The following is an 18468-nucleotide window of genomic DNA, read 5'->3' as shown; positions in this document are numbered from 1 at the left end:
AGGGTAAACGGATACCGGATCAAACCTTCATTTTTACTTTTTTCTGACGCGGCACCCCGCCAAGTTAATCAATGCGCCATTTTCACCGGCCCAATTAGCCATAAATACGGTAATAACTGCTCAAATAACACTCATAATAATCAGCTTTATTCATAAGAATCACGCCTACAAAACCCCATATCCTGACAGGGGCCAAAAGATACAATACTTCACATAAGTCATATGTTCATTTATAACATCAACAAGACTTATATAAGCTACCCTGCGCGTCAATATTTAATATTTTTACATGATACACTTTTTAGCAAAGAATATATTTTTTAATGTTAAATAATCTTCATTATCAGAGGGATAAATATTACCAAACTATTGAATAACCCTTATTAATCAATATGCGTGATACTGATTCCAAATATCAAACTATCTCCCCAGCAATAGCCAAAAATATAAACGCCATGATGAAATAACTACATTTATCACATTATCGCGCCCCTTCTTCTCTTAGAATGCCGAAGCGTTATAAATTTTGCGCAGCGAAACAATAATCCACCATCAACTCTAATATCATCGAGCTGTTAGAATTTATTCTAACCACTGGAGTAAATGATGTATAAAGACACATTGCCATCATCAGAACCTACGCGGCGCACTTTAATAAAGCGGGCAGCCGGACTCTCCATTTTAGGCATCGCCGGTGTCATGAGTGTCGGTATACCTTCCCTTTCTTATGCGGCGGCGATGACCAGAGAAGCCAGGGATAAGTTGACGCCCGATGAAATCATCGAGGGACTGAAGCAGGGAAACATCCGTTTTCATAGCGGCAAGGCTCATCAGCATAACTACCTGGCGCAAAAACGCAGCAGCGCCGCAGGCCAATTCCCCTCTGCCGTTATCCTGAGCTGCATCGACTCCCGCGCGCCCGCGGAGATCATTCTCGATACCGGCATAGGCGAGGCCTTTAACAGCCGCATTGCCGGCAATATCGCCAACGATGATATTCTCGGCAGCCTTGAGTTCGCCTGTGCCGCCGCGGGGGCCAAAGTTATCCTGGTTATGGGGCATACGGCCTGCGGCGCTGTCAAGGGAGCGATTGATAACGTTCAACTGGGACATCTAACCGGCTTGCTGGATAAAATCAAGCCGGCCATTGATAAAACGGAATATACCAAAGAAAGGACCAGCAGTAACGACGAGTTTGTCGACGCCGTCGCCAGGACCAATGTCAAATTAACCATGGATGAGATCAGGAAAAGCGATATTCTCAATAAACTGGAATCCGACGGCAAACTAAAAATTGTCGGTTCCATGTATGATCTGGCCGCGGGGAAAGTAGAGTTTTTTACTGAGTAAGCAAGCCCAGACATCTTATTCCGGCCGATTTTCCAAGTCATCAGCCCTTACGGGCTGTTGACTTTTCATCATTTTCAAGCCCAGGCAAACGTTAACCCTCCTGTTTAAAATAATTAAGGGTATGCTCCCGCCACTGGATCAATGACATCAATTCCGCTGCGTCCTGCTGGAACAGGTGCAGTTTCCACAAAGGCACGCTGCTTTTTTTTGCGCAACACTTCAGTTCCATTTCATTATGCCGATCCGCATCGGTAAATAACCGGCATTCAAGCTCATCGGCATGGGCCCGCAGCTGGCAATGCAAACCGATCAATTCAATGTAAATAAAACCGGTAAAAAAAATGGTGACCTTGGCGGTAACATCATGATTGCCGGGAATAGAGTAGAATTTTTCTAATTTCACTGATGCCATCCTATGAGGATAATCAGAAGAAGTGTCGGCTTTTTTTTATCAAAAATATAGCCACTGAATGTCTGTTTTTTAACAGGAACGGTAAAGGTCCGTAAAAGTCGATTGCATTTGCATATATCAGCGGAATGACGGGTTTGAATTAATCAAGGCGTTATAACCGATCGTTATGCTGGGTTAGCTACGTTTTTATTTGCCCGTTTCATGGCAGCTATCCACCGGCAGAACTTGAACAAGACATCTTTGATGTATCGGTAATCTCAGATGAAATAAATAATTCGAGTGCAATAATGTGCCAGCAATCATTAAACCCCGTACTCTTTCCTAATGACTGCGTACTCGTTTTTATATCGCTTACAGGCGTACCTGAGTGTCTTTTGAACAGACAGGCGTTCATCTCATAATTTTGTATGACAAATCATTTAAATGTGATGTTAATCACACTTTATGGAGGCAATTTCCCCATAAAATAGTGACCAATATCACAATATAGTTGAGGGAATTATCATGGAAAATGTAGCGAAAACTGATTTGATGTTGTTGAAATTTTGCTGGGCGTTAGCGTTTGCCGGCATTGTGTTCGGTTGCGTATTAGTCAAAATGTTTTGGTAATGTATTATTATTTAAGGCTTAACGTTTGATTTTATAATGGACTTCACACCTCTGGATTTAACTCTTATTTAACATAGCCGTCCATCAGACGTTAGAAAGGACGATCATAACGTCTTGGTAATGCAGGCTTGGTTGTCGCCGTGGGGTATTTCCGCCATGTTCGTAAAATGGCAATTAATGCCCGCGCTCATCACCAAAAGTCCATTGCCTGTATCGCTACCGTGCTCGCTTTTTGTAGCGAATGATTATCTGTATTGCCTGTGCCATTCACCCGTTTTTTACCATTCCTTTGCTATTCCTTTACGTTTCCCCCCTGAAGCGAAACATCAGCCTGCCGATAACATGTAAATACCTTCAAACAGGAGAGCGGCCTTGTCCAATACAATTTCCACATCCGTGCTACCGGTGTCTTCAGGCGGCGGCAGTAATGCCTCTTCCCAAATCAGTAATATCGAGAAGCAGATCGCCAAACTAACAAAGCAGTTGTCCACGTTGGCCGAATCCAGTCTGCCCGCCGATCAAAAACAGGAACAGGCGCAGCTTATCGAGGGACAAATCAAAATGCTGGAAGCCCAAGTGAGCGCCCTGCAGCAGCAAGCAGAGCAGAGCAACACCGCTCAGCCTGCTGCCTCCGTACAAAACAGCAGCACAAGCACAAGCAGCAGCAGCAGCAGCAGCAGCAGCAGCAATGACGGCAACAGCAGCAGCAATCAAATTGATATTTACGTTTAAACGTTTTTTGCCTATCCACTACCGCGCCGGCAAAGGAGTGCCGACATGATAACCAAACCTCCCCTCTTGTTTACCTGCAATCTGTATGGTCTCCCCCAGCTAAGATAACCACGGCGCTTTTTACCTAGGGCTCCCCTCAAATATCATTTCATTGAATATATCAAATCGCTTATCTCTCTACTCCAGTCGCTGCTCTGCTTATAGGTGCAAAAAAAAACATAACAAAATCTATAATAATCCAATAAGTAATGTTATAACATATCAATTAAACCAATCCCATAACATTACCCCATAAATCATGCATAGGTTACTATAATGAAATTAATAGATTTTTTTTCACAGCGCTCCATGTCCCGCGTCCATAATGCTTCCTTAAGCAGTCAACGAGCCTGCTCGGTTAAGAAAGACACCGGGAAAACCGCGTTAAAGGGGCTATGGACCGTGTTGCTTTTGTCCATGATACCTAGCGGCGGCGCCTTTGCCGCGATAACCGGGACCGTCAAGGCCATTGGCGTTGAAAATGAATATGCCGATGTCATTTCCCAGATTGGCGGCAAATACGCTCAGGTCACGGCGATCGAAACAGATCCCAATACCGATCCCCATACCTTTGAAGCCAGCCCCCAGATAGCGGCAAATATCGCCCATACCGATTTGATCGTCAAAAACGGCATCGGCTATGATTCGTGGACTGACAAAATCATCGCCGCCGCGCCAAATCCCGATAGAAAGGTTATTGATGTCCAGCAGCTTCTTGGCCTACCAGACAATACCCCCAATCCCCATTTATGGTACAACCCGACGACGATGCCGGCGGTGGCTAAAGCAATCGCCGCCGACCTCTCATCCCTGATGCCGACGCAGGCTGCCTATTTCCAGGCCAATCTGAAAAAATTTGATGCTTCGCTTACGCCATGGACAAACGCCGTTGCCGCGTTCAAAAAAGACCATGGAGATACCTCTGTCGCCGTCACCGAGCCGGTGGCAGATTATTTGCTCAAAGCGGCCGGCGCCAATATTGCGACGCCGTTCAATCTTGAGGCGGCTGTCATGAATGGCACCGATCCGTCGCCTCAGGACATCACGGCGCAAAACGCACTTTTCAATGACCATAAGGTTAAGGTATTCGTTTATAACCAGCAGGTTACGGATCCGTTAACCCAATCGTTCCTCTCTTTAGCCAAACAAAATAGTATTCCCGTTGTCGGTGTTTACGAAACCATGCCGACGCCGGGATATCACTACCAATCCTGGATGTTGGCCGAAATTAACGCCTTGAACAAAGCAGTAACCGACAATGTCTCAACCGAGGCTCTGAAGGCGGGCCAATAAAATGGCGGGCAAAGAGGGCGAATTGCTCGTGGTGAATAACGCGAGCGTTTCATTTTCCGGGCGTACGGTGCTTCAGCAGGTGTGCTTCTCCCTTAAAGCAGGTGAATTTTGCGGACTCATCGGCGCCAATGGTTCCGGTAAAACCACGCTGCTGCGGACTATCCTGGGCTTTCAAGCGCTTAACCAGGGAAGCATCATTATCAATGACGCCTCCGGTCGCTCCGGTCATACCTCGGTGGGCTATGTACCGCAAAAAATTCTGTTTGACCCTGAAGTTCCGCTGCGTGCGAGAGATCTGATTGCTCTTGGTCTTGATGGCCATCGGCTCGGTTTCCCCTTTTCGTCCAAAGAACGCAGCAATAAAGTGGATGAGATGCTCAACGCGGTCGGTGCGGCGAGTTTTGCCGACAAACGTGTCGGCAGCCTGTCGGGCGGCCAACAGCAACGCGTACTGATTGCCCATGCGTTGATACGACAGCCTCGTCTTTTATTATTGGATGAACCGCTGGCCAATCTCGATATGGGCAGCGTTGCCGAAATTGTGTCGCTGTTACGCCGGTTATCCGTCGAGCATAACGTGACGCTTTTACTTTCCGCCCATGACATGAATCCTTTGCTTTCAGTCATGGATCGCATCGTATACCTGGCCAATGGACGGGCCGTAAGCGGGAATACCGAAGACGTCGTACGAACGGAGGTGTTAAGTAAACTCTATGGCTACCACATTGATGTCATCCGGGTGAGCGGAAGGATTTTGGTCATCGCGGCCACAGCCGTTACTGACGGCCAACGTACCGTTGAATCGAATCTAATACATAACCCCGGGATCATCTAATCAATCATGTCTTCTCTTTTACATGCAGTTGTTGAAGCCGGTATCTTTTCAAGTGACCCCGTCCGTACGGCGGCGATCATCGGCGGCGGCGCCGCCGTGGTGTCAGGCGTGATTGGCGTATTTACCGTTATCCGCGGCCAGTCGTTCGCAGGCCATGCGCTTGCCGACATCAGCAGCGCGGGTGGATCGCTGTCCTTTCTGCTGGGGATCAATCCGCTTGCCGGATTCCTTGGCTTGGCGCTGCTAGCGGCGGCAGGAATAGAATTTATCGGCATTCGTCGGGCCCGGGAACGGGACCTGATAACCGGAATCATATTAGGCGCGGGACTTGGCCTATCAGCGCTATTTCTCTATTTTGACGTCATCACCCACAGCACAACCGGAGCGGCGGTCAGCGTCATGTTCGGATCGATGTTTACCATTCCCCCATCCATTATCCCTCTTGCCCTGATCATCGGTTTTGGCGCGTTGTTTATGGTCGCGCTACTTTATCGCCCGTTGCTTCTTTGTTCTCTGGATAGCGAACTTGCGCTTGTAAGCGGCATTCGGGTGCGTTTGATTGGTTTGCTTCATCTTCTGATATTGGCGCTGGCAGTGGCGCTTTCCGCTATGACGGTTGGTGCGGTTTTATCCACCGCGCTATTGATCGGTCCGGCGGCGATCGCCCTACGTCTGGTGAAGAGACCTGGCCAGGCACTGATACTCGCTGCATCGATAGGCCTTATAACCACCTGGGGCGGCATTTTCCTGGCATATGACAGCTTTTATTGGACCCCCGGCCACGGTTGGCCGGTGAGCTTTTTTATCGTTTTGCTCATTTTTGTATTGTATATCGTAACAGGGTGGATTCAGTGGCTAAGGGAGGCCGGCTCATGTTCTCAAGTATTATGATCAATACCTGGATTGTCGCCACTCTTGTGGCGGCAGTGGCCGGTTTTGTCGGCTTTTTTGTCGTGATACGAAGCTCCTCTTTCGCTGCTCATACCTTGCCCTTGGGTACATTTCCCGGAGCCGCGCTGGCAAGTCTGCTCGGGGTGAATACGCTCTTTGGCCTGATTGCATTTGCCGGACTCGGTGTCATCGGGATAAGCCAGCTCAGTCGTCTGGGTCGCCATGAGGTCGCAACGGCGCTTTCCCTGGTGATGCTGCTCGCCCTTGGAACGCTTTTTTTGAGCATGTGCAAACAGTATTCACAGCAAGTCTATGCCTTGCTGTTCGGCGAAGTCCTCGGCGTCAGCACAACCGAGATACTCCCCGTTGCGGCCATTGGCTCCCTTTCGGTTGCGATTGCCGCGGTATTTTTTCGCCCGTTATTACTCTGCTCTATATCCCCCGAGCTGGCTGAAGTCCAAGGGGTGAGTTCACGGCGCATGGAGCTCTGGTTCCTGACGATCTTGGCGCTTGCCACGGCGCTCTCATTGCCGGTAGTGGGTGCACTATTGGTATTCAGCCTGATGGTCGGGCCGGCTGCCGTCGCGCGGACCCTGACGGACAGTCCGTTGCGGGCAACCCTACTCTCGGTCGTCCTTTCGCTGGTCACCGTGTGGACCGCCATCGCCCTCTCCTATTTGACAAACTGGCCGGTTGGTTTTTTTGTCGGCGGTTTAGGTGCAATATTTTATGGTCTAGGCCGCGTCTGGAGGCATACCAACACCCAGTCGAGGAGACGTGCGGTAACTTGCGCAGATCGAACAGGAGCTTGTTGAACAACTCCATAACAACAGCATGGGAGTGCATCCGGCGACTAAAGCACAAATCGATGCGAAGCATTCTGGTAAACTTCGCTTACGTCTGTCAGTTATGGACGGCAACGCCTATATCGTTAACTATAAGGATTATCACTGATGACGATGTTCAATCCGCCGCACCCCGGTGAAATCGTTGCAGAGACCCTGGACGATTTGAATATCGGCATTCGTGAGTTATCCCGAGCATTGCATGTCGCCCCTTTTACAGTACAACGTTTGGTGGGCGGTCAGAATATATTAATGATTATGCGCGGTGCGGAAAACATCTTAGGATGCTTTCTTAGGAATGGCGAAAAACTGGCATAAAAAAACCGTCTCTCGACGGCATCAATGTTACTCCTATCACTTTGTTTTTATTATGAATTATTGGTTGGCACCGGGACGGGACTTGAACCCGTACAGCCATAAAGCCGAGGGATTTTAAAAACCCTCAGCACAATAACAAAATAAAATAATTGTGTAAAATCAGCCGTTTACAAATCATGATGGCGGGTTAATTGGTGCCTATGCGGTTGCGGTAGTCATCACCTTAGACTCTATCAACGGCCTCCCCAACGCATTGCAATCTGACAAAATGCCGTCTAAAATAACCTAAACGTTTAGGTTTATGTTGCCCATGCCAACAATTTTCAGATTTAAAGGATGGCGGGTGATGATTTACACCATGGATCATTTACCACCGCATGTACATGTTATCGGTGCCAACGGGCAGGTTGTTTTCGTTTTGCTAAAAGACAACATTGAGCTCAGAGAAATGATTGGCGTAAAACCTAAGGAACTGGCGGAGATCGAAAAGGAGCTTCTTAACCAACTGCCACAACTACAGTCAGCATGGGAGCAAATCCATGGCAACTAAATTACAAATTGATGCCGCTGTACAGCGCGGCCAGGAAACGATGAATAGCCCTTTACGGGCCATTGCGGCCCGCTACGATGCCAAATCGCAACGCGTCATCGTGACGTTGGCATCCGGTATCGAGCTGGCCATACCACCAGCCATCGTGCAGGGATTAAGCACTGCTAGTGCTGCGGAACTGGAAGACATAGAGATTACGCCGCTGGGCAATGGGCTCTACTTCCCCGCCATCGACGCCGATGTCTTTATCCCGGCGATAATGGATGGCTATACCGGAACCAGCAAATGGATGGCGCGCGAACTGGGCCGCAAAGGCGGTTCAGCAACCTCCGAGAGAAAAAGCGCTGCTTCAAAGGCGAATGGAAAATTAGGCGGCAGGCCTAGAAAAGCAAAAGTGGAAAGGATCGACTGCGGGTATTGATGCGAAGCAGTCCGGTAAACTCCGCCTACGTCTGGCGGTCCTCGATGCAGCGGAAGAGATCAAGGATATTGACCGACCGGGATATTCCCTCCATACGCTTACCGGGGATAGAAAAGGCCAATGGTCAATAACCGTCACGGGCAACTGGCGCATTACGTTTGAATTTATGGATGGCAATGCCTATATCGTTAACTATGAGGATTATCACTGATGACTATGTTCAATCCGCCGCACCCCGGTGAAATCATTGCAGAGACCCTGGACGATCTGAATATCGGCATTCGTGAATTATCCCGAGCATTGCATGTCGCCCCTTCTACAGTACAACGTCTGGTTAGCGGTCATTCTGCGGTTTCGCCAGAAATGGCCCTAAAACTTTCGGCGGTGCTTGGTAGTTCGGCAAAGTTTTGGCTCAATCTTCAAGATAATTACAGCCTTTGGGCGGCGCAAAAAGAAGTTGATATCTCAAAGCTGCACCGGTTGGTTGCAGTTGCCTGACGATCGCGACTCCACCAACGCCCCCCGCGCTTATGGCCGCGCAGGTAATGATGAAGGTGCAGAGCGGCAATAACGGGCCATAATGATGCCTCAAAAACCGCGCGCTACGATCAAAATAGCGATTGTACCGGTAGTGGGCGGTCAGAATAAATCAATGGTTATGCGCGGCGCGGAAAACATCTTAGAGTGCTGTCTTAGGAATGGTGAAAAACATACATAAAAAAACCGTCTCTCGACGGCATCAATTTTTCCCAGTAAGCATAGGAAACAAGTAAATCTTCTTCAAACGGTATTGTTTTATTGAACTATAGCTTGATAGCACATTTTTTGCTGTATAGCTCAAGACGAAGGGTGTTCGTGTATACTGAGGCTTTTATGCGCATAAGACCCCCTTTCCTTTGCATGCTTCATGCAAAAATTTGCATTGTGTTGACAAAGTGCCATTACCCCTCAAGAGACAATCGTGGCGCGCCATGTATCACAACCTAATGATGCATGGAAATCGTTATCTCAAGCGGGCAGGCGTGGCGGGGGAAGCATTGCGCAAACGCAAAGGTTATTGCAATAGATGGATTTCTTTGCGTGGAACAATATTTATTTATAAACTATCAAGATAAACATGTCATGGAATAACTTCATACGCTCTTATAACAAAATATGAGAATCAATATTTGTTTCACCAGTGTTTATCTTTAATTATAACAATGAGAACAGTTTATAAACAAAAGTTCATGTAAATTAAAGTAATTTTATCGACGCTTTATTTTGACCAAGGAATATAAATGCACGGGTTATACGATGTTTTTGAGAAGCTATATTTTAAGAGTTTTGAGGATAGAGAAAGGATAATTAGCCGTGTCCAAATAAATTTTACAATTTATATGGGCATGCTTACAGTAATTTTCTACATGCTTCGCATGCTTGATCATGATGAAAAAAAATTTCCGTTGATAATTTTTTTTACTGTTTTGATAAGCTGTTTAATATCTCTGCTCACATCAATTTACTTTACATATAAAACCCTTTGCGATAAATATAATTATCATTATTTCACTTCATTTTATGAGATGTCAAAATATCTAGCAAGATTGCATGAGTATCGCAATAATATGCATAAATATAATATAACTAATAACAATGAATTTTCATTAGAAGATATCAATTTCATTATCAAAAGCAATATTTTTGCCATCATTGGAAAATGTAGTGATGAAAACAATAGAATAAATAAAAATAGAATGTTTTTTGTAAGAAAATCAATGCTATGGCTATGGTTTTCAGGCGCATTATTCGTCATGACGTCAGCGATTTTCGCTGTAACCGATCTTGACGTTTCCTCACCAAGAAAGGATACTTTAGTTAAAGATCGCTCTGTTGCCGATGAGATTAAAAATTTTGGTAAACATGTCATAGATGAGATGAGGTCGATTATGCGTAATGATGAAAAAAATAAGCTAGATATGAGTAAAAACGCTCACGAAAAGGCCATTTCACAGCAAAGATATTTTGATTCAAGACCAACCTTACCAGTCCCTCCCACCTATCAAATTATCACTGAAAGCTATGATTTTAAAAAATGGACTGAAGATTAGAAATATTTAAATTTGGGCCTTCAATGCAGCCATGGTCTTGAAGGCTAAATATCCCTCTGCTCAAGTTTATATTGCGTAAACGTAATGCATTTCCCTAATCCCCATAAATTGAACTCCTCAATTCTTAGTTGCAGAGAAGACAACTTATTCCTCACGAAAACTTCAAAAGCCTTGACCACATCCCCAAACCCTCCGACATTATCCGAGATGATCCCCATCATCTGTGGTGGCACCCGGTCGATCAGTGTGGCCGCCTTACGCTCCGGTGAAATGCGCTTCATATCGTGTCCCCATCGCCTCATTCCCCCCCTATGTCAGTGTTGGAAAAGGAACTCAGACGTAAGGACAAAGCGCTGGCTGAAACGGCGGCATTGTTGGTGCTGCAAAAAAAGTTAGATGCCCTCTGGGAGGACGAAGAGGAAAATCAACCTCTTTCCCAGAGCGGCAAAAAATAGTGACCTGGATAGACGAAGCCGTGAGCGCGGGGGCCAGAAAAACGAAGGCGTGTCAAATTACGGGCATCAATATCCGGACATTACAGCGTTGGCATAACGGTAAAAAGCTGCGCACTGATGGTCGAACGCAGGTCAAACGCCCTGAACCGGCCAATCAGCTTACTGCATTTGAGCGTCAGTAAATTATCCGGTTTTGTACTGACGCAGAACTCGCTGATCGCCCACCGTCACTAATCGTACCGATTCTTGCCGATCGAGGAATCTATGTCGCATCCGAGTCCAGTTTTTACCGTGTGCTGAAGGCTGAAGGGCTGATACATCAGCGAGGGCGGGCAAAGCCCCTTGGTACGTACGCAAGACAGCAAAGTTACACGGCGACAGCGCCAAATCGACTCTGGAGCTGGGACATTAACCATTTACCGTCACAAGTTGTGGGAACCCATTTTTATCTGTACTTGATAATGGACGTGTTCAGCCGAAAGAGTGTGGGTGCAAAGTGTATGAAAAAGAATCGGGGCAGTATGCCTCCAGTGTATTGCAACGTGCGGTTTGGACCGTAAAATGCCGAAATGTTCAACTCGTGCTTCATGCTGACAACGGCGGACCGATGAAAAGCTTCACGATGCAAGCGAAACTGTATGAGTTGGGCATCACGCCATCTCACAGCCGCCCGCGAGTCAGTAATGATAATCCCTACTCGATATCGCTGTTTCGGACACTGAAATATTGCCCGCAATGGCCTCGGGACGGTTTTGCCAGCCTAACAGACGCAAGGGATTGGGTACACCGGTTCGTGGAATGGTATAACACGAAGCACCGGCACAGTGGGAGCAAGTATGTTACGCCTGAAGAAAAACATCAGCTGCGGGATATTGAGATCCTCATGCGACATAAAAAATTGTATGAGAAGGCGAAGGAAAAACATCCGGAGCGCTGGGCACAAGAAACTCGCAACTGGGAACCCATCACGTCGGTTTCCCTACACCCAGAAAACGAACGCAAAATAGCATAAAAAACGACAACTACCTTGAAAATTACCGCATAAAAACGCCTCGCAGACGGCGCGCTACGATCGCAAAACCGAAGTGGTTCCCGTCGTCGGCGCTCAGAAAAAATGAATAGTTATGCGACTCACAAAAATCATGTTAGGAAGTGATGTTAGGAATGCAGGAAAATAGGCATAAAAAAACCGTCTCTCGACGGCATCAATGTTACTCATACTACTTTGTTTTTATTACAAATTCGGTGTGGTACCCGGGACGGGACTTGAACCCGTACAGCCATAAAGCCGAGGGATTTTAAATCCCTTGTGTCTACCGATTCCACCACCCGGGCGTCGGGAAATTCAATACTTGGAGGCGCGTCCCGGAGTCGAACCGAGGTAGGCGGATTTGCAATCCGCTGCATGGCCACTCTGCCAACGCGCCTTTACTGCCTTATATCAAGGCTTCGTTGTACATCTGGAGCGGGAAACGAGGCTCGAACTCGCGACCCCAACCTTGGCAAGGTTGTGCTCTACCACTGAGCTATTCCCGCATCGATGAAAACCACTTGACAAACCAGCTATCAAACTCGCTGTTTTTACTATTATCTTTAAGCAATCAGTCGTTGCTTTCGATGCGTTGCATTCTACTGACCTGACGTTACGAGTCAACAGAATTATCGCGCCGTGATGCTCGTTTGTTGATTTTTACGGCGCTTATATCAGTGTTCAAACAAATCATGGCGAGCCGCGTTCAAATACTGGAACATTGACCAAAATGTCAACACTGCGGCGACGTACAGTGCCGCAATACCGACACCCGCTACCCATTGATCGGGGCGCCACAAAAGGGCCACCAATGCCAGCATTTGAGCGGTGGTTTTGACTTTACCAATCCAGGAGACCGCCACGCTGCTGCGTTTGCCTATTTCAGCCATCCACTCGCGAAGCGCGGAAATGATGATTTCCCGAGCGATCATGGTGGCGGCAGGCAAGGTTATCCACCACGAATGAAAATGCTCGGCCACCAATACCAGCGCTATAGCCACCATGACTTTATCAGCCACCGGATCCAGAAACGCCCCAAAACGGGTGGTCTGCTTCCAGCGTCGGGCAAGAAAGCCGTCAAACCAATCGGTTACCGCCGCCAGAATAAAAATCAAAGCACATACCAGCGGCGCCCAATAAAAAGGCAAATAAAACGCCAGTACAAAAAACGGTATCATTACGACACGTAACAATGTAAGCCAAGTCGGTATATTCAATTGCATAGCACTATAGGTAACTATCTGGCTGGAGTGGATTAATGAGTATGTTGCTACATTGCGGTTAGTGTTTCAATGCATTAAAAATTTTTTCTGCTAATGCATTAGAGATACCGGGCACCTTAGCAATTTCCTCAAGACTGGCGTTCCTTAAAGGCTGTAAACCGCCCATGTATTTTAACAGGGTTTGGCGACGTTTGGGGCCGACGCCTTCAATTAATTCCAATGCGCTGGTATTTTTCACTTTCGCACGTTTGTTGCGATGGCCGGTGATGGCATGATTATGCGAATCATCGCGGATATGCTGGATCACATGCAGCGCGGGGGAATCGGACGACAAGGAGATCCCTTCGCCATGAGGTTTCAAAAATAACGTCTCCAGACCTGCTTTCCGATCCGCCCCTTTCGCCACGCCAAGTAATATGACGCGCGATTTATCCCAGGGAACGTCCAGTTCATTGAAGACATCCAAGGCCATGCCCAATTGGCCTTTGCCGCCGTCGATAATCACCACATCGGGGATTTTATTCTCTTCCAGCGCCTTGCCGTAACGCCGGCGCAGGACCTGGGACATGGCGGCGTAGTCGTCACCGGGCGTTATGCCTTCGATATTGAATCGCCGGTATTCGGCGCGCACCGGCCCGTTGGAGTCAAACACCACACATGAAGCTATGGTCTGTTCGCCCATGGTATGGCTGATGTCAAAACACTCCATCCGGTTAATGGACTCTACACCTAGCAGTTCCCCCAAGGCCTTCAGCCGCTGGTGAATGGTCGACTGCTGGGAGAGCTTGGTCACCAAAGCGGTGGCGGCGTTGGTCCGGGACAGTTTCAGATACCGGGCGCGGTCACCCCGCGGATGCGCCTGGATATGAATTTTTCGCCCTGCCAGGCTGCTTAGGGACTCGGCTAACAAGTCGCTTTCCGATAAGGAAAAATCCAACAGGATTTCACCGGGCAAGGTTCTCATCTGGCTCCCCTGCAAATAAAACTGGCCGACGAAGGTCTGAACCACCTCTGAGAGTTCGGTACCCAATGGCACCTTGGGAAAATAACTGCGGCTGCCTAACACTTTGCCCTGCCGGATAAATAGCACATGCACACAGGCCATTCCCGCCTCAAATGCCACGCCGATAACATCCAGATCCTCATGATCTCCGGTAACGAACTGCTTTTCGGTAACACGCCTAACCGCTTGGATCTGATCGCGGGCACGCGCGGCATCTTCAAAATTCAATGCCCGGCTCGCCAGCTCCATCCGTTCCACCAGCTGATTCATGACCTGCTGGTCCTTGCCGGAGAGAAACAGGCGCACGTACTCCACCTGCTGCTGATACTCCTCGTCACTCACCAGTCCCTTCACACAGGGCCCGAGGCAACGACCAATCTGATATTGCAGGCAAGGACGGGAACGGTTGCGATAAACGCTATCCTCGCACTGTCGAATGGGGAAAAGCTTTTGCAGCAAAGCCAATGTTTCCCTGACGGCATAACCATTGGGAAACGGACCGAAATATTCGCCTTTGGCATGTTTAGCGCCGCGGTGGAAACCCAGGCGGGGGTGGGCATCGCTACTGAGAAAAATCAGCGGATAAGACTTATCATCCCGCAGCAGGACATTATAGCGAGGCTGATACAACTTTATATAGTTGTGCTCGAGCAACAACGCTTCCGTCTCGGTATGGGTAATGGTGACATCGATTTGCGCAATGCTTTTAACCAGGGCTTCGGTTTTGCGACTGCCGACCTGAAGACGAAAGTAACTCGTCAGACGTTTTTTCAGGTCCTTGGCCTTGCCGACATAGATGACAGTCTCAGCGGCATCATACATACGGTAGACGCCGGGCTGACTGGTGACGGTTTTGAGGAATTCTTTTGCGTTGAAGCTATCAGTCACTACTTAACAATGTCTCCGCGTTGAACAGCCCGTGACGAATCGCCAGGTGCGTTAACTCAACATCGCCGCCGATGTTAAGTTTACTGAACATCCTGTAACGGTAGCTATTTACCGTTTTGGGACTCAGATTGAGCTGTTCGGAAATTTCATTTACTTTCTGGCCTTTGGTAATCATCAGCATGATTTGCAATTCACGCTCCGACAGACACTCGAAAGGCGTCACGGCCTGGGGCTCAAGCTGACTCAATGCCATCTGCTGTGCAATGTCCGAAGCAATGTAACGCTTTCCCGCATTAACGGAACGTATCGCACAGATCACTTCCTGAGGCGCCGCAGCCTTGCTCAGGTAACCCGCTGCACCAGCCTGCATGACTTTGGCTGGTAGCGGATTCTCGGTGTGAATGGTAAGCATAATGACTTTAATGTCCGGAGAAAAGCGTATAATTTTTCGGGTCGCTTCAAGCCCGCCGATGCCGGGCATGTTCATATCCATCAACACAACGTTCACGCAGTTGGCCCGGCACCATTTCACCGCGTCTTCGCCACACTGGGCCTCGCCAACGACTTTAAAGCCTTTGATATCTTCAAGAATGCGTCGTATCCCTGCACGCACCAATTCGTGGTCATCAACAAGAAAAACGCTTATCAAAGAGAAAATCTCCAAAATGAGGGAGTGATGTAAAGCGAATCAAATATTTATGACTTAATATTACTACTTTTTAAGTAAATAATGAATAAAGTTTATCCGCTTGTACTATAAAATTCAGCATCGACGTCTGTTATCGCCCATTTTAGACAGATAGGTTCTCGCACCGCAAGAGAATTTCGTTAAAATCAGATAACCGGTGTACTTTACTACACGACCATGGCGGCCATAGACACGTCCGCCTTAAATAAGCAGAATAATTTTTGTTGAAAGACAAAAATTATTAATAGAAAATATATAATTAATACAATAGGTTATTGGCATGATAAAAATTTGAGGTTTATTATAAATTTTGTTTTCTCCTATCCGTTAATTTAATAACTCATTTTAATTAGTTATTACTTTTAATCTGATCATGAAATAATCTTCCAAACAATTTATTTGTCCGATCCCGATACCCCCGTCTCAACCATGTGAATTAGGGTCCGCATTGCCTTTTCAAAAAAGCTGCCGTTTCGCTGGTAAGTGCATCCTGTTTTGTTAAATTTCCCAAACAAATTCTGCTATAATCGCCGCTGAAATCAGGGGAGGATGGCCGGGGATTTCGCGCCATATCCAATACCGACAACATAGCAACGAGGCAACTCTATGGGTAACGTTGAGTTTTTAACCGATAACAATGCAAACACCTTGGCTCAGGAAGTGAACTGCCTAAAGGCCATGCTGACATTGATATTGAAAGCGATGGGACAGGCCGATGCGGGCAAGGTCATCATTAAAATGGAAAAATACATTGCGGAGCTTGAAGATCCCGCACAGGCTGAAGTATTCAATAATACCATAAAGCAGATCAAATACGCCTACCGCCAGTAACGCTACCGGCATGGATGCCGTGGCCTTGATAGGGTGTCTCCAGGTCACGGTATGCCCGAAGCGGATGGTAAGCCTGACATAGGCTATGTTACATTGCCCGTCAGCATGTACCGATAGGCTAAAAATAATGAACTTGATACTTAAGGCGTTAACTGGCGCCATTGTTGTACTTTTAATTGCTTTATTATCGAAAACGCGAAATTACTACCTGGCCGGCCTTCTTCCCCTCTTCCCCACCTTCGCCCTGATAGCCCACTATATCGTCGGCACCGAGCGCGGTGTTGAAGCATTGAGGGCGACGATCTTATTCGGCATTTGGGCCGTGATTCCCTATTTGGCTTATCTTGTTACCCTGTATTTTCTTATCGGGTCACTCCGGTTGCCCTATGCCCTGATAAGCGCCGTGCTCTGCTGGTCCATCGCCGCCTGGATACTCATCCTTTTTTGGCGTCGCTGGTATGGCCTGAATTAAATAATTATCACTCTAAATATTTATTTTTCCTATCATTTAAATGATATCATTAATTATGCTTGTTGACAAAATCACCTATAATCAAAAAAAACATCAGGAGTAGACTATGAAGAGGATATTATTTGTCGTCTGTCTAGCCTTATCGAGTTCTTTTCTTACCGGCTGCGTCGAACCTCGGCATACTTCAGCGCCGGTCCCGCAGGGCAGTCCTCAAAATGTGGGGGGATGCACCTGCACAAGCTTAGTTAATTGCTCCTGCGGATCGACCGCAGCACCTTGATTCTTTATTAGCGATAGGTTTTTGGTATGACGCTTGCCGCTGCCAGGGGGCGAGTGTTCAGTTACAGGTATAAAAATGCCTTAACCTAACGCTCTTTACCGCGAACCATTTCCGCTCAAATAGTATTCAAACGACCTTCCCGTTGAGAGCCTGAAAAGCAATCGCTATATTATAATGAACGCAGCCAGATCACCTGCGATCCGTTCATATTTTCCAAGGCCCATAATTCGTGATGTTCTTTTCTGGCGTGGTTAGGCGTCATGCCATAGGTAGACAGAAAAAGTCGGTTGAACGTGGCTGGTTCAAACTGCCAATAATAGGCAATTTCGGCAATTTTCCACTGACGATAATGTGGACTGAGCAGCATTCGGGTCGCCGCAACGATTCGTTTTTTGCGAATATGCGCAATAATACCGCCAAAGGGTTCAAAGAGCCGATACAAAGAGGACCGGGAAAGGCCGAACTTCTGGCATATCAGCTCTGAAGAGAGTGCGGGAAGACGCAGGTTTTCCTGAATAAAGTCACAAACCCTCGTGATAACATGTAGTCTTGCGTCCATCATTATGGGTTGAATAGGTGCGTGGGATGTCCTGATGGCGCTGATAATAAAATCTATCACCGGCCTGGCGACTTTGTTCACTTCATTATTGTTTAAATTAGCGCTGTGATTTATAAGCGCAATAATATTCGAAGCGATCAGGCGACTGAGAAACTCTTTCTGACGTATAATTTTACCGTGCAGCTCACAGCTGTTATCAATTTCAGATAATAATACTCGCGGGAATGCCACATAAAGAACATCAACAAAACTTGACTTCCGTCCAGTTTTAAATCCGAGTTTAATCGGTTGAAGCAAATCTAATATGATAATGTCGCCCGGCTCAAGTTGAATGGCTAATCGACCTGCTAATCCTTCGATTCCTCCATCAATCATTATCATCATGATGAAATGATCGTTTAGATTGTCATATTTATGCGGCAAATTGACCAATTTTTGCTCGCTAGACCTAATATGCCCGCAAATAAAAACATCAAAATGATGCGCTTCAACGCTCCAGCTAAAAGTCTCCGCTTCAGTGCGCGTAAAATCAGATTCCAGCAAGGCGGCATTCACACCGGAGCGCCAGCGTTCTACTTTGGAGGTTACACCTTCAGCGGGCAAAGATTGGTCATAAATGATACGATCGCTTTTATTAGTCATATGTTTACAAAA

Annotated in this window: 18 protein-coding genes, 3 tRNA genes and 3 pseudogenes; 15 read left to right on the top strand and 9 right to left on the bottom strand. The window is 47.2% G+C overall.

The annotated features are described in order from the left end of the window. Positions 1-603: 603 nt before the first annotated feature. Entirely contained in the window at positions 604-1350 is a 747-nt protein-coding gene (locus tag ACL2XJ_RS16555) for a carbonic anhydrase family protein (RefSeq protein WP_132922520.1), read from the top strand. Positions 1351-1441: 91 nt separating this feature from the next. Here ACL2XJ_RS16555 and ACL2XJ_RS16550 read toward each other — a convergent pair whose 3' ends face one another. Beyond that, on the bottom strand, positions 1442-1753 hold the full coding sequence (locus ACL2XJ_RS16550; protein ID WP_132922521.1) for a hypothetical protein: 312 nt from the start codon (positions 1751-1753) through the stop codon (positions 1442-1444). A gap of 990 nt (positions 1754-2743) precedes the next feature. Here ACL2XJ_RS16550 and ACL2XJ_RS16545 point away from each other — a divergent pair. The 11 genes and pseudogenes from ACL2XJ_RS16545 (at position 2744) to ACL2XJ_RS16495 (ending at position 10385) form a co-directional block, all read left to right on the top strand. After that, positions 2744-3103 carry a FlxA-like family protein gene (locus tag ACL2XJ_RS16545; RefSeq protein ID WP_413723832.1) on the top strand — a complete coding sequence of 120 codons (360 nt, stop codon included), beginning with the start codon at positions 2744-2746 and terminating at the stop codon, positions 3101-3103. A 315-nt stretch (positions 3104-3418) separates the two neighbouring features. Further along, entirely contained in the window at positions 3419-4435 is a 1017-nt protein-coding gene (locus tag ACL2XJ_RS16540; RefSeq protein WP_413723831.1) for a metal ABC transporter solute-binding protein, Zn/Mn family, read from the top strand. Position 4436: 1 nt separating this feature from the next. Further along, positions 4437-5270 carry a metal ABC transporter ATP-binding protein gene (locus tag ACL2XJ_RS16535; protein ID WP_132922524.1) on the top strand — a complete coding sequence of 278 codons (834 nt, stop codon included), beginning with the start codon at positions 4437-4439 and terminating at the stop codon, positions 5268-5270. Between the two features lie 6 nt (positions 5271-5276). Further along, a complete protein-coding gene (locus tag ACL2XJ_RS16530; RefSeq protein ID WP_413723830.1) occupies positions 5277-6161 on the top strand; it encodes a metal ABC transporter permease in 885 nt (294 codons plus the stop codon). Beyond that, positions 6143-6976, top strand: coding sequence for a metal ABC transporter permease (locus ACL2XJ_RS16525; RefSeq protein ID WP_413723829.1), 834 nt, complete (start codon positions 6143-6145; stop codon positions 6974-6976). Before ACL2XJ_RS16530 ends, ACL2XJ_RS16525 begins: the two co-directional genes overlap by 19 nt. Before the next feature lie 138 nt (positions 6977-7114). Continuing rightward, positions 7115-7246 (top strand): annotated as a pseudogene (locus tag ACL2XJ_RS16520) (helix-turn-helix transcriptional regulator); the annotation flags it as partial. A 424-nt stretch (positions 7247-7670) separates the two neighbouring features. Continuing rightward, positions 7671-7874 carry a DUF4160 domain-containing protein gene (locus ACL2XJ_RS16515; RefSeq protein WP_207917827.1) on the top strand — a complete coding sequence of 68 codons (204 nt, stop codon included), beginning with the start codon at positions 7671-7673 and terminating at the stop codon, positions 7872-7874. Next, positions 7864-8295 (top strand): DUF2442 domain-containing protein, encoded by a 432-nt coding sequence (locus ACL2XJ_RS16510; RefSeq protein WP_413723828.1) that lies wholly within the window; start codon positions 7864-7866, stop codon positions 8293-8295. Before ACL2XJ_RS16515 ends, ACL2XJ_RS16510 begins: the two co-directional genes overlap by 11 nt. Next, on the top strand, positions 8291-8506 hold the full coding sequence (locus ACL2XJ_RS16505) for a type II toxin-antitoxin system RelE/ParE family toxin (protein WP_413726906.1): 216 nt from the start codon (positions 8291-8293) through the stop codon (positions 8504-8506). Before ACL2XJ_RS16510 ends, ACL2XJ_RS16505 begins: the two co-directional genes overlap by 5 nt. Then, positions 8506-8793, top strand: a complete 288-nt coding sequence (locus ACL2XJ_RS16500; protein WP_132922530.1) for a HigA family addiction module antitoxin — start codon at positions 8506-8508, stop codon at positions 8791-8793. Before ACL2XJ_RS16505 ends, ACL2XJ_RS16500 begins: the two co-directional genes overlap by 1 nt. 782 nt (positions 8794-9575) lie before the next feature. After that, positions 9576-10385, top strand: coding sequence for a hypothetical protein (locus ACL2XJ_RS16495; RefSeq protein WP_413723827.1), 810 nt, complete (start codon positions 9576-9578; stop codon positions 10383-10385). Between the two features lie 44 nt (positions 10386-10429). Here ACL2XJ_RS16495 and ACL2XJ_RS16490 read toward each other — a convergent pair. Then, positions 10430-10621: pseudogene (locus ACL2XJ_RS16490) on the bottom strand (Presumed portal vertex protein); the annotation flags it as partial. A gap of 84 nt (positions 10622-10705) precedes the next feature. On the opposite strand from ACL2XJ_RS16490, the pseudogene ACL2XJ_RS16485 reads away from it, so the two are divergent. Continuing rightward, positions 10706-11852 (top strand): annotated as a pseudogene (locus tag ACL2XJ_RS16485) (IS3 family transposase); the annotation flags it as partial. 236 nt (positions 11853-12088) lie between these two features. Here the strand turns inward: ACL2XJ_RS16485 and ACL2XJ_RS16480 are convergent. The 6 genes from ACL2XJ_RS16480 to uvrY form a co-directional block, all read right to left on the bottom strand. Continuing rightward, positions 12089-12175 (bottom strand) — tRNA-Leu (locus ACL2XJ_RS16480). 18 nt (positions 12176-12193) lie between these two features. After that, a tRNA-Cys gene (locus ACL2XJ_RS16475) sits at positions 12194-12267 on the bottom strand. A gap of 34 nt (positions 12268-12301) precedes the next feature. Further along, positions 12302-12376: transfer RNA gene (locus ACL2XJ_RS16470), tRNA-Gly, on the bottom strand. A 168-nt stretch (positions 12377-12544) separates the two neighbouring features. Beyond that, positions 12545-13093 (bottom strand): CDP-diacylglycerol--glycerol-3-phosphate 3-phosphatidyltransferase, encoded by a 549-nt coding sequence (pgsA, locus tag ACL2XJ_RS16465; protein WP_132922572.1) that lies wholly within the window; start codon positions 13091-13093, stop codon positions 12545-12547. Between the two features lie 58 nt (positions 13094-13151). Continuing rightward, positions 13152-14984 carry an excinuclease ABC subunit UvrC gene (gene uvrC, locus ACL2XJ_RS16460; RefSeq protein ID WP_413723826.1) on the bottom strand — a complete coding sequence of 611 codons (1833 nt, stop codon included), beginning with the start codon at positions 14982-14984 and terminating at the stop codon, positions 13152-13154. Next, positions 14977-15633, bottom strand: coding sequence for a UvrY/SirA/GacA family response regulator transcription factor (gene uvrY / locus ACL2XJ_RS16455; RefSeq protein ID WP_413723825.1), 657 nt, complete (start codon positions 15631-15633; stop codon positions 14977-14979). Before uvrY ends, uvrC begins: the two co-directional genes overlap by 8 nt. Positions 15634-16278: 645 nt before the next feature. On the opposite strand from uvrY, the gene ACL2XJ_RS16450 reads away from it, so the two are divergent. Continuing rightward, positions 16279-16503: a DUF2594 family protein gene (locus ACL2XJ_RS16450; RefSeq protein WP_214513854.1), complete on the top strand. Its 225-nt coding sequence runs from the start codon at positions 16279-16281 to the stop codon at positions 16501-16503. 127 nt (positions 16504-16630) lie between these two features. Next, positions 16631-16975 carry a GlpM family protein gene (locus ACL2XJ_RS16445; protein ID WP_132922576.1) on the top strand — a complete coding sequence of 115 codons (345 nt, stop codon included), beginning with the start codon at positions 16631-16633 and terminating at the stop codon, positions 16973-16975. Positions 16976-17424: 449 nt separating this feature from the next. Here ACL2XJ_RS16445 and ACL2XJ_RS16440 read toward each other — a convergent pair whose 3' ends face one another. Beyond that, positions 17425-18456: a helix-turn-helix domain-containing protein gene (locus ACL2XJ_RS16440; protein ID WP_413723824.1), complete on the bottom strand. Its 1032-nt coding sequence runs from the start codon at positions 18454-18456 to the stop codon at positions 17425-17427. Positions 18457-18468: the final 12 nt, after the last annotated feature.

The sequence above is a fragment of the Sodalis sp. RH16 genome (assembly GCF_047324245.1).
Taxonomy (GTDB): Bacteria; Pseudomonadota; Gammaproteobacteria; order Enterobacterales; family Enterobacteriaceae; genus Acerihabitans; species Acerihabitans ligni.
Note: the sequence above shows the minus strand (reverse complement) of the source record. Positions and strands in the feature narration are given on the sequence as shown.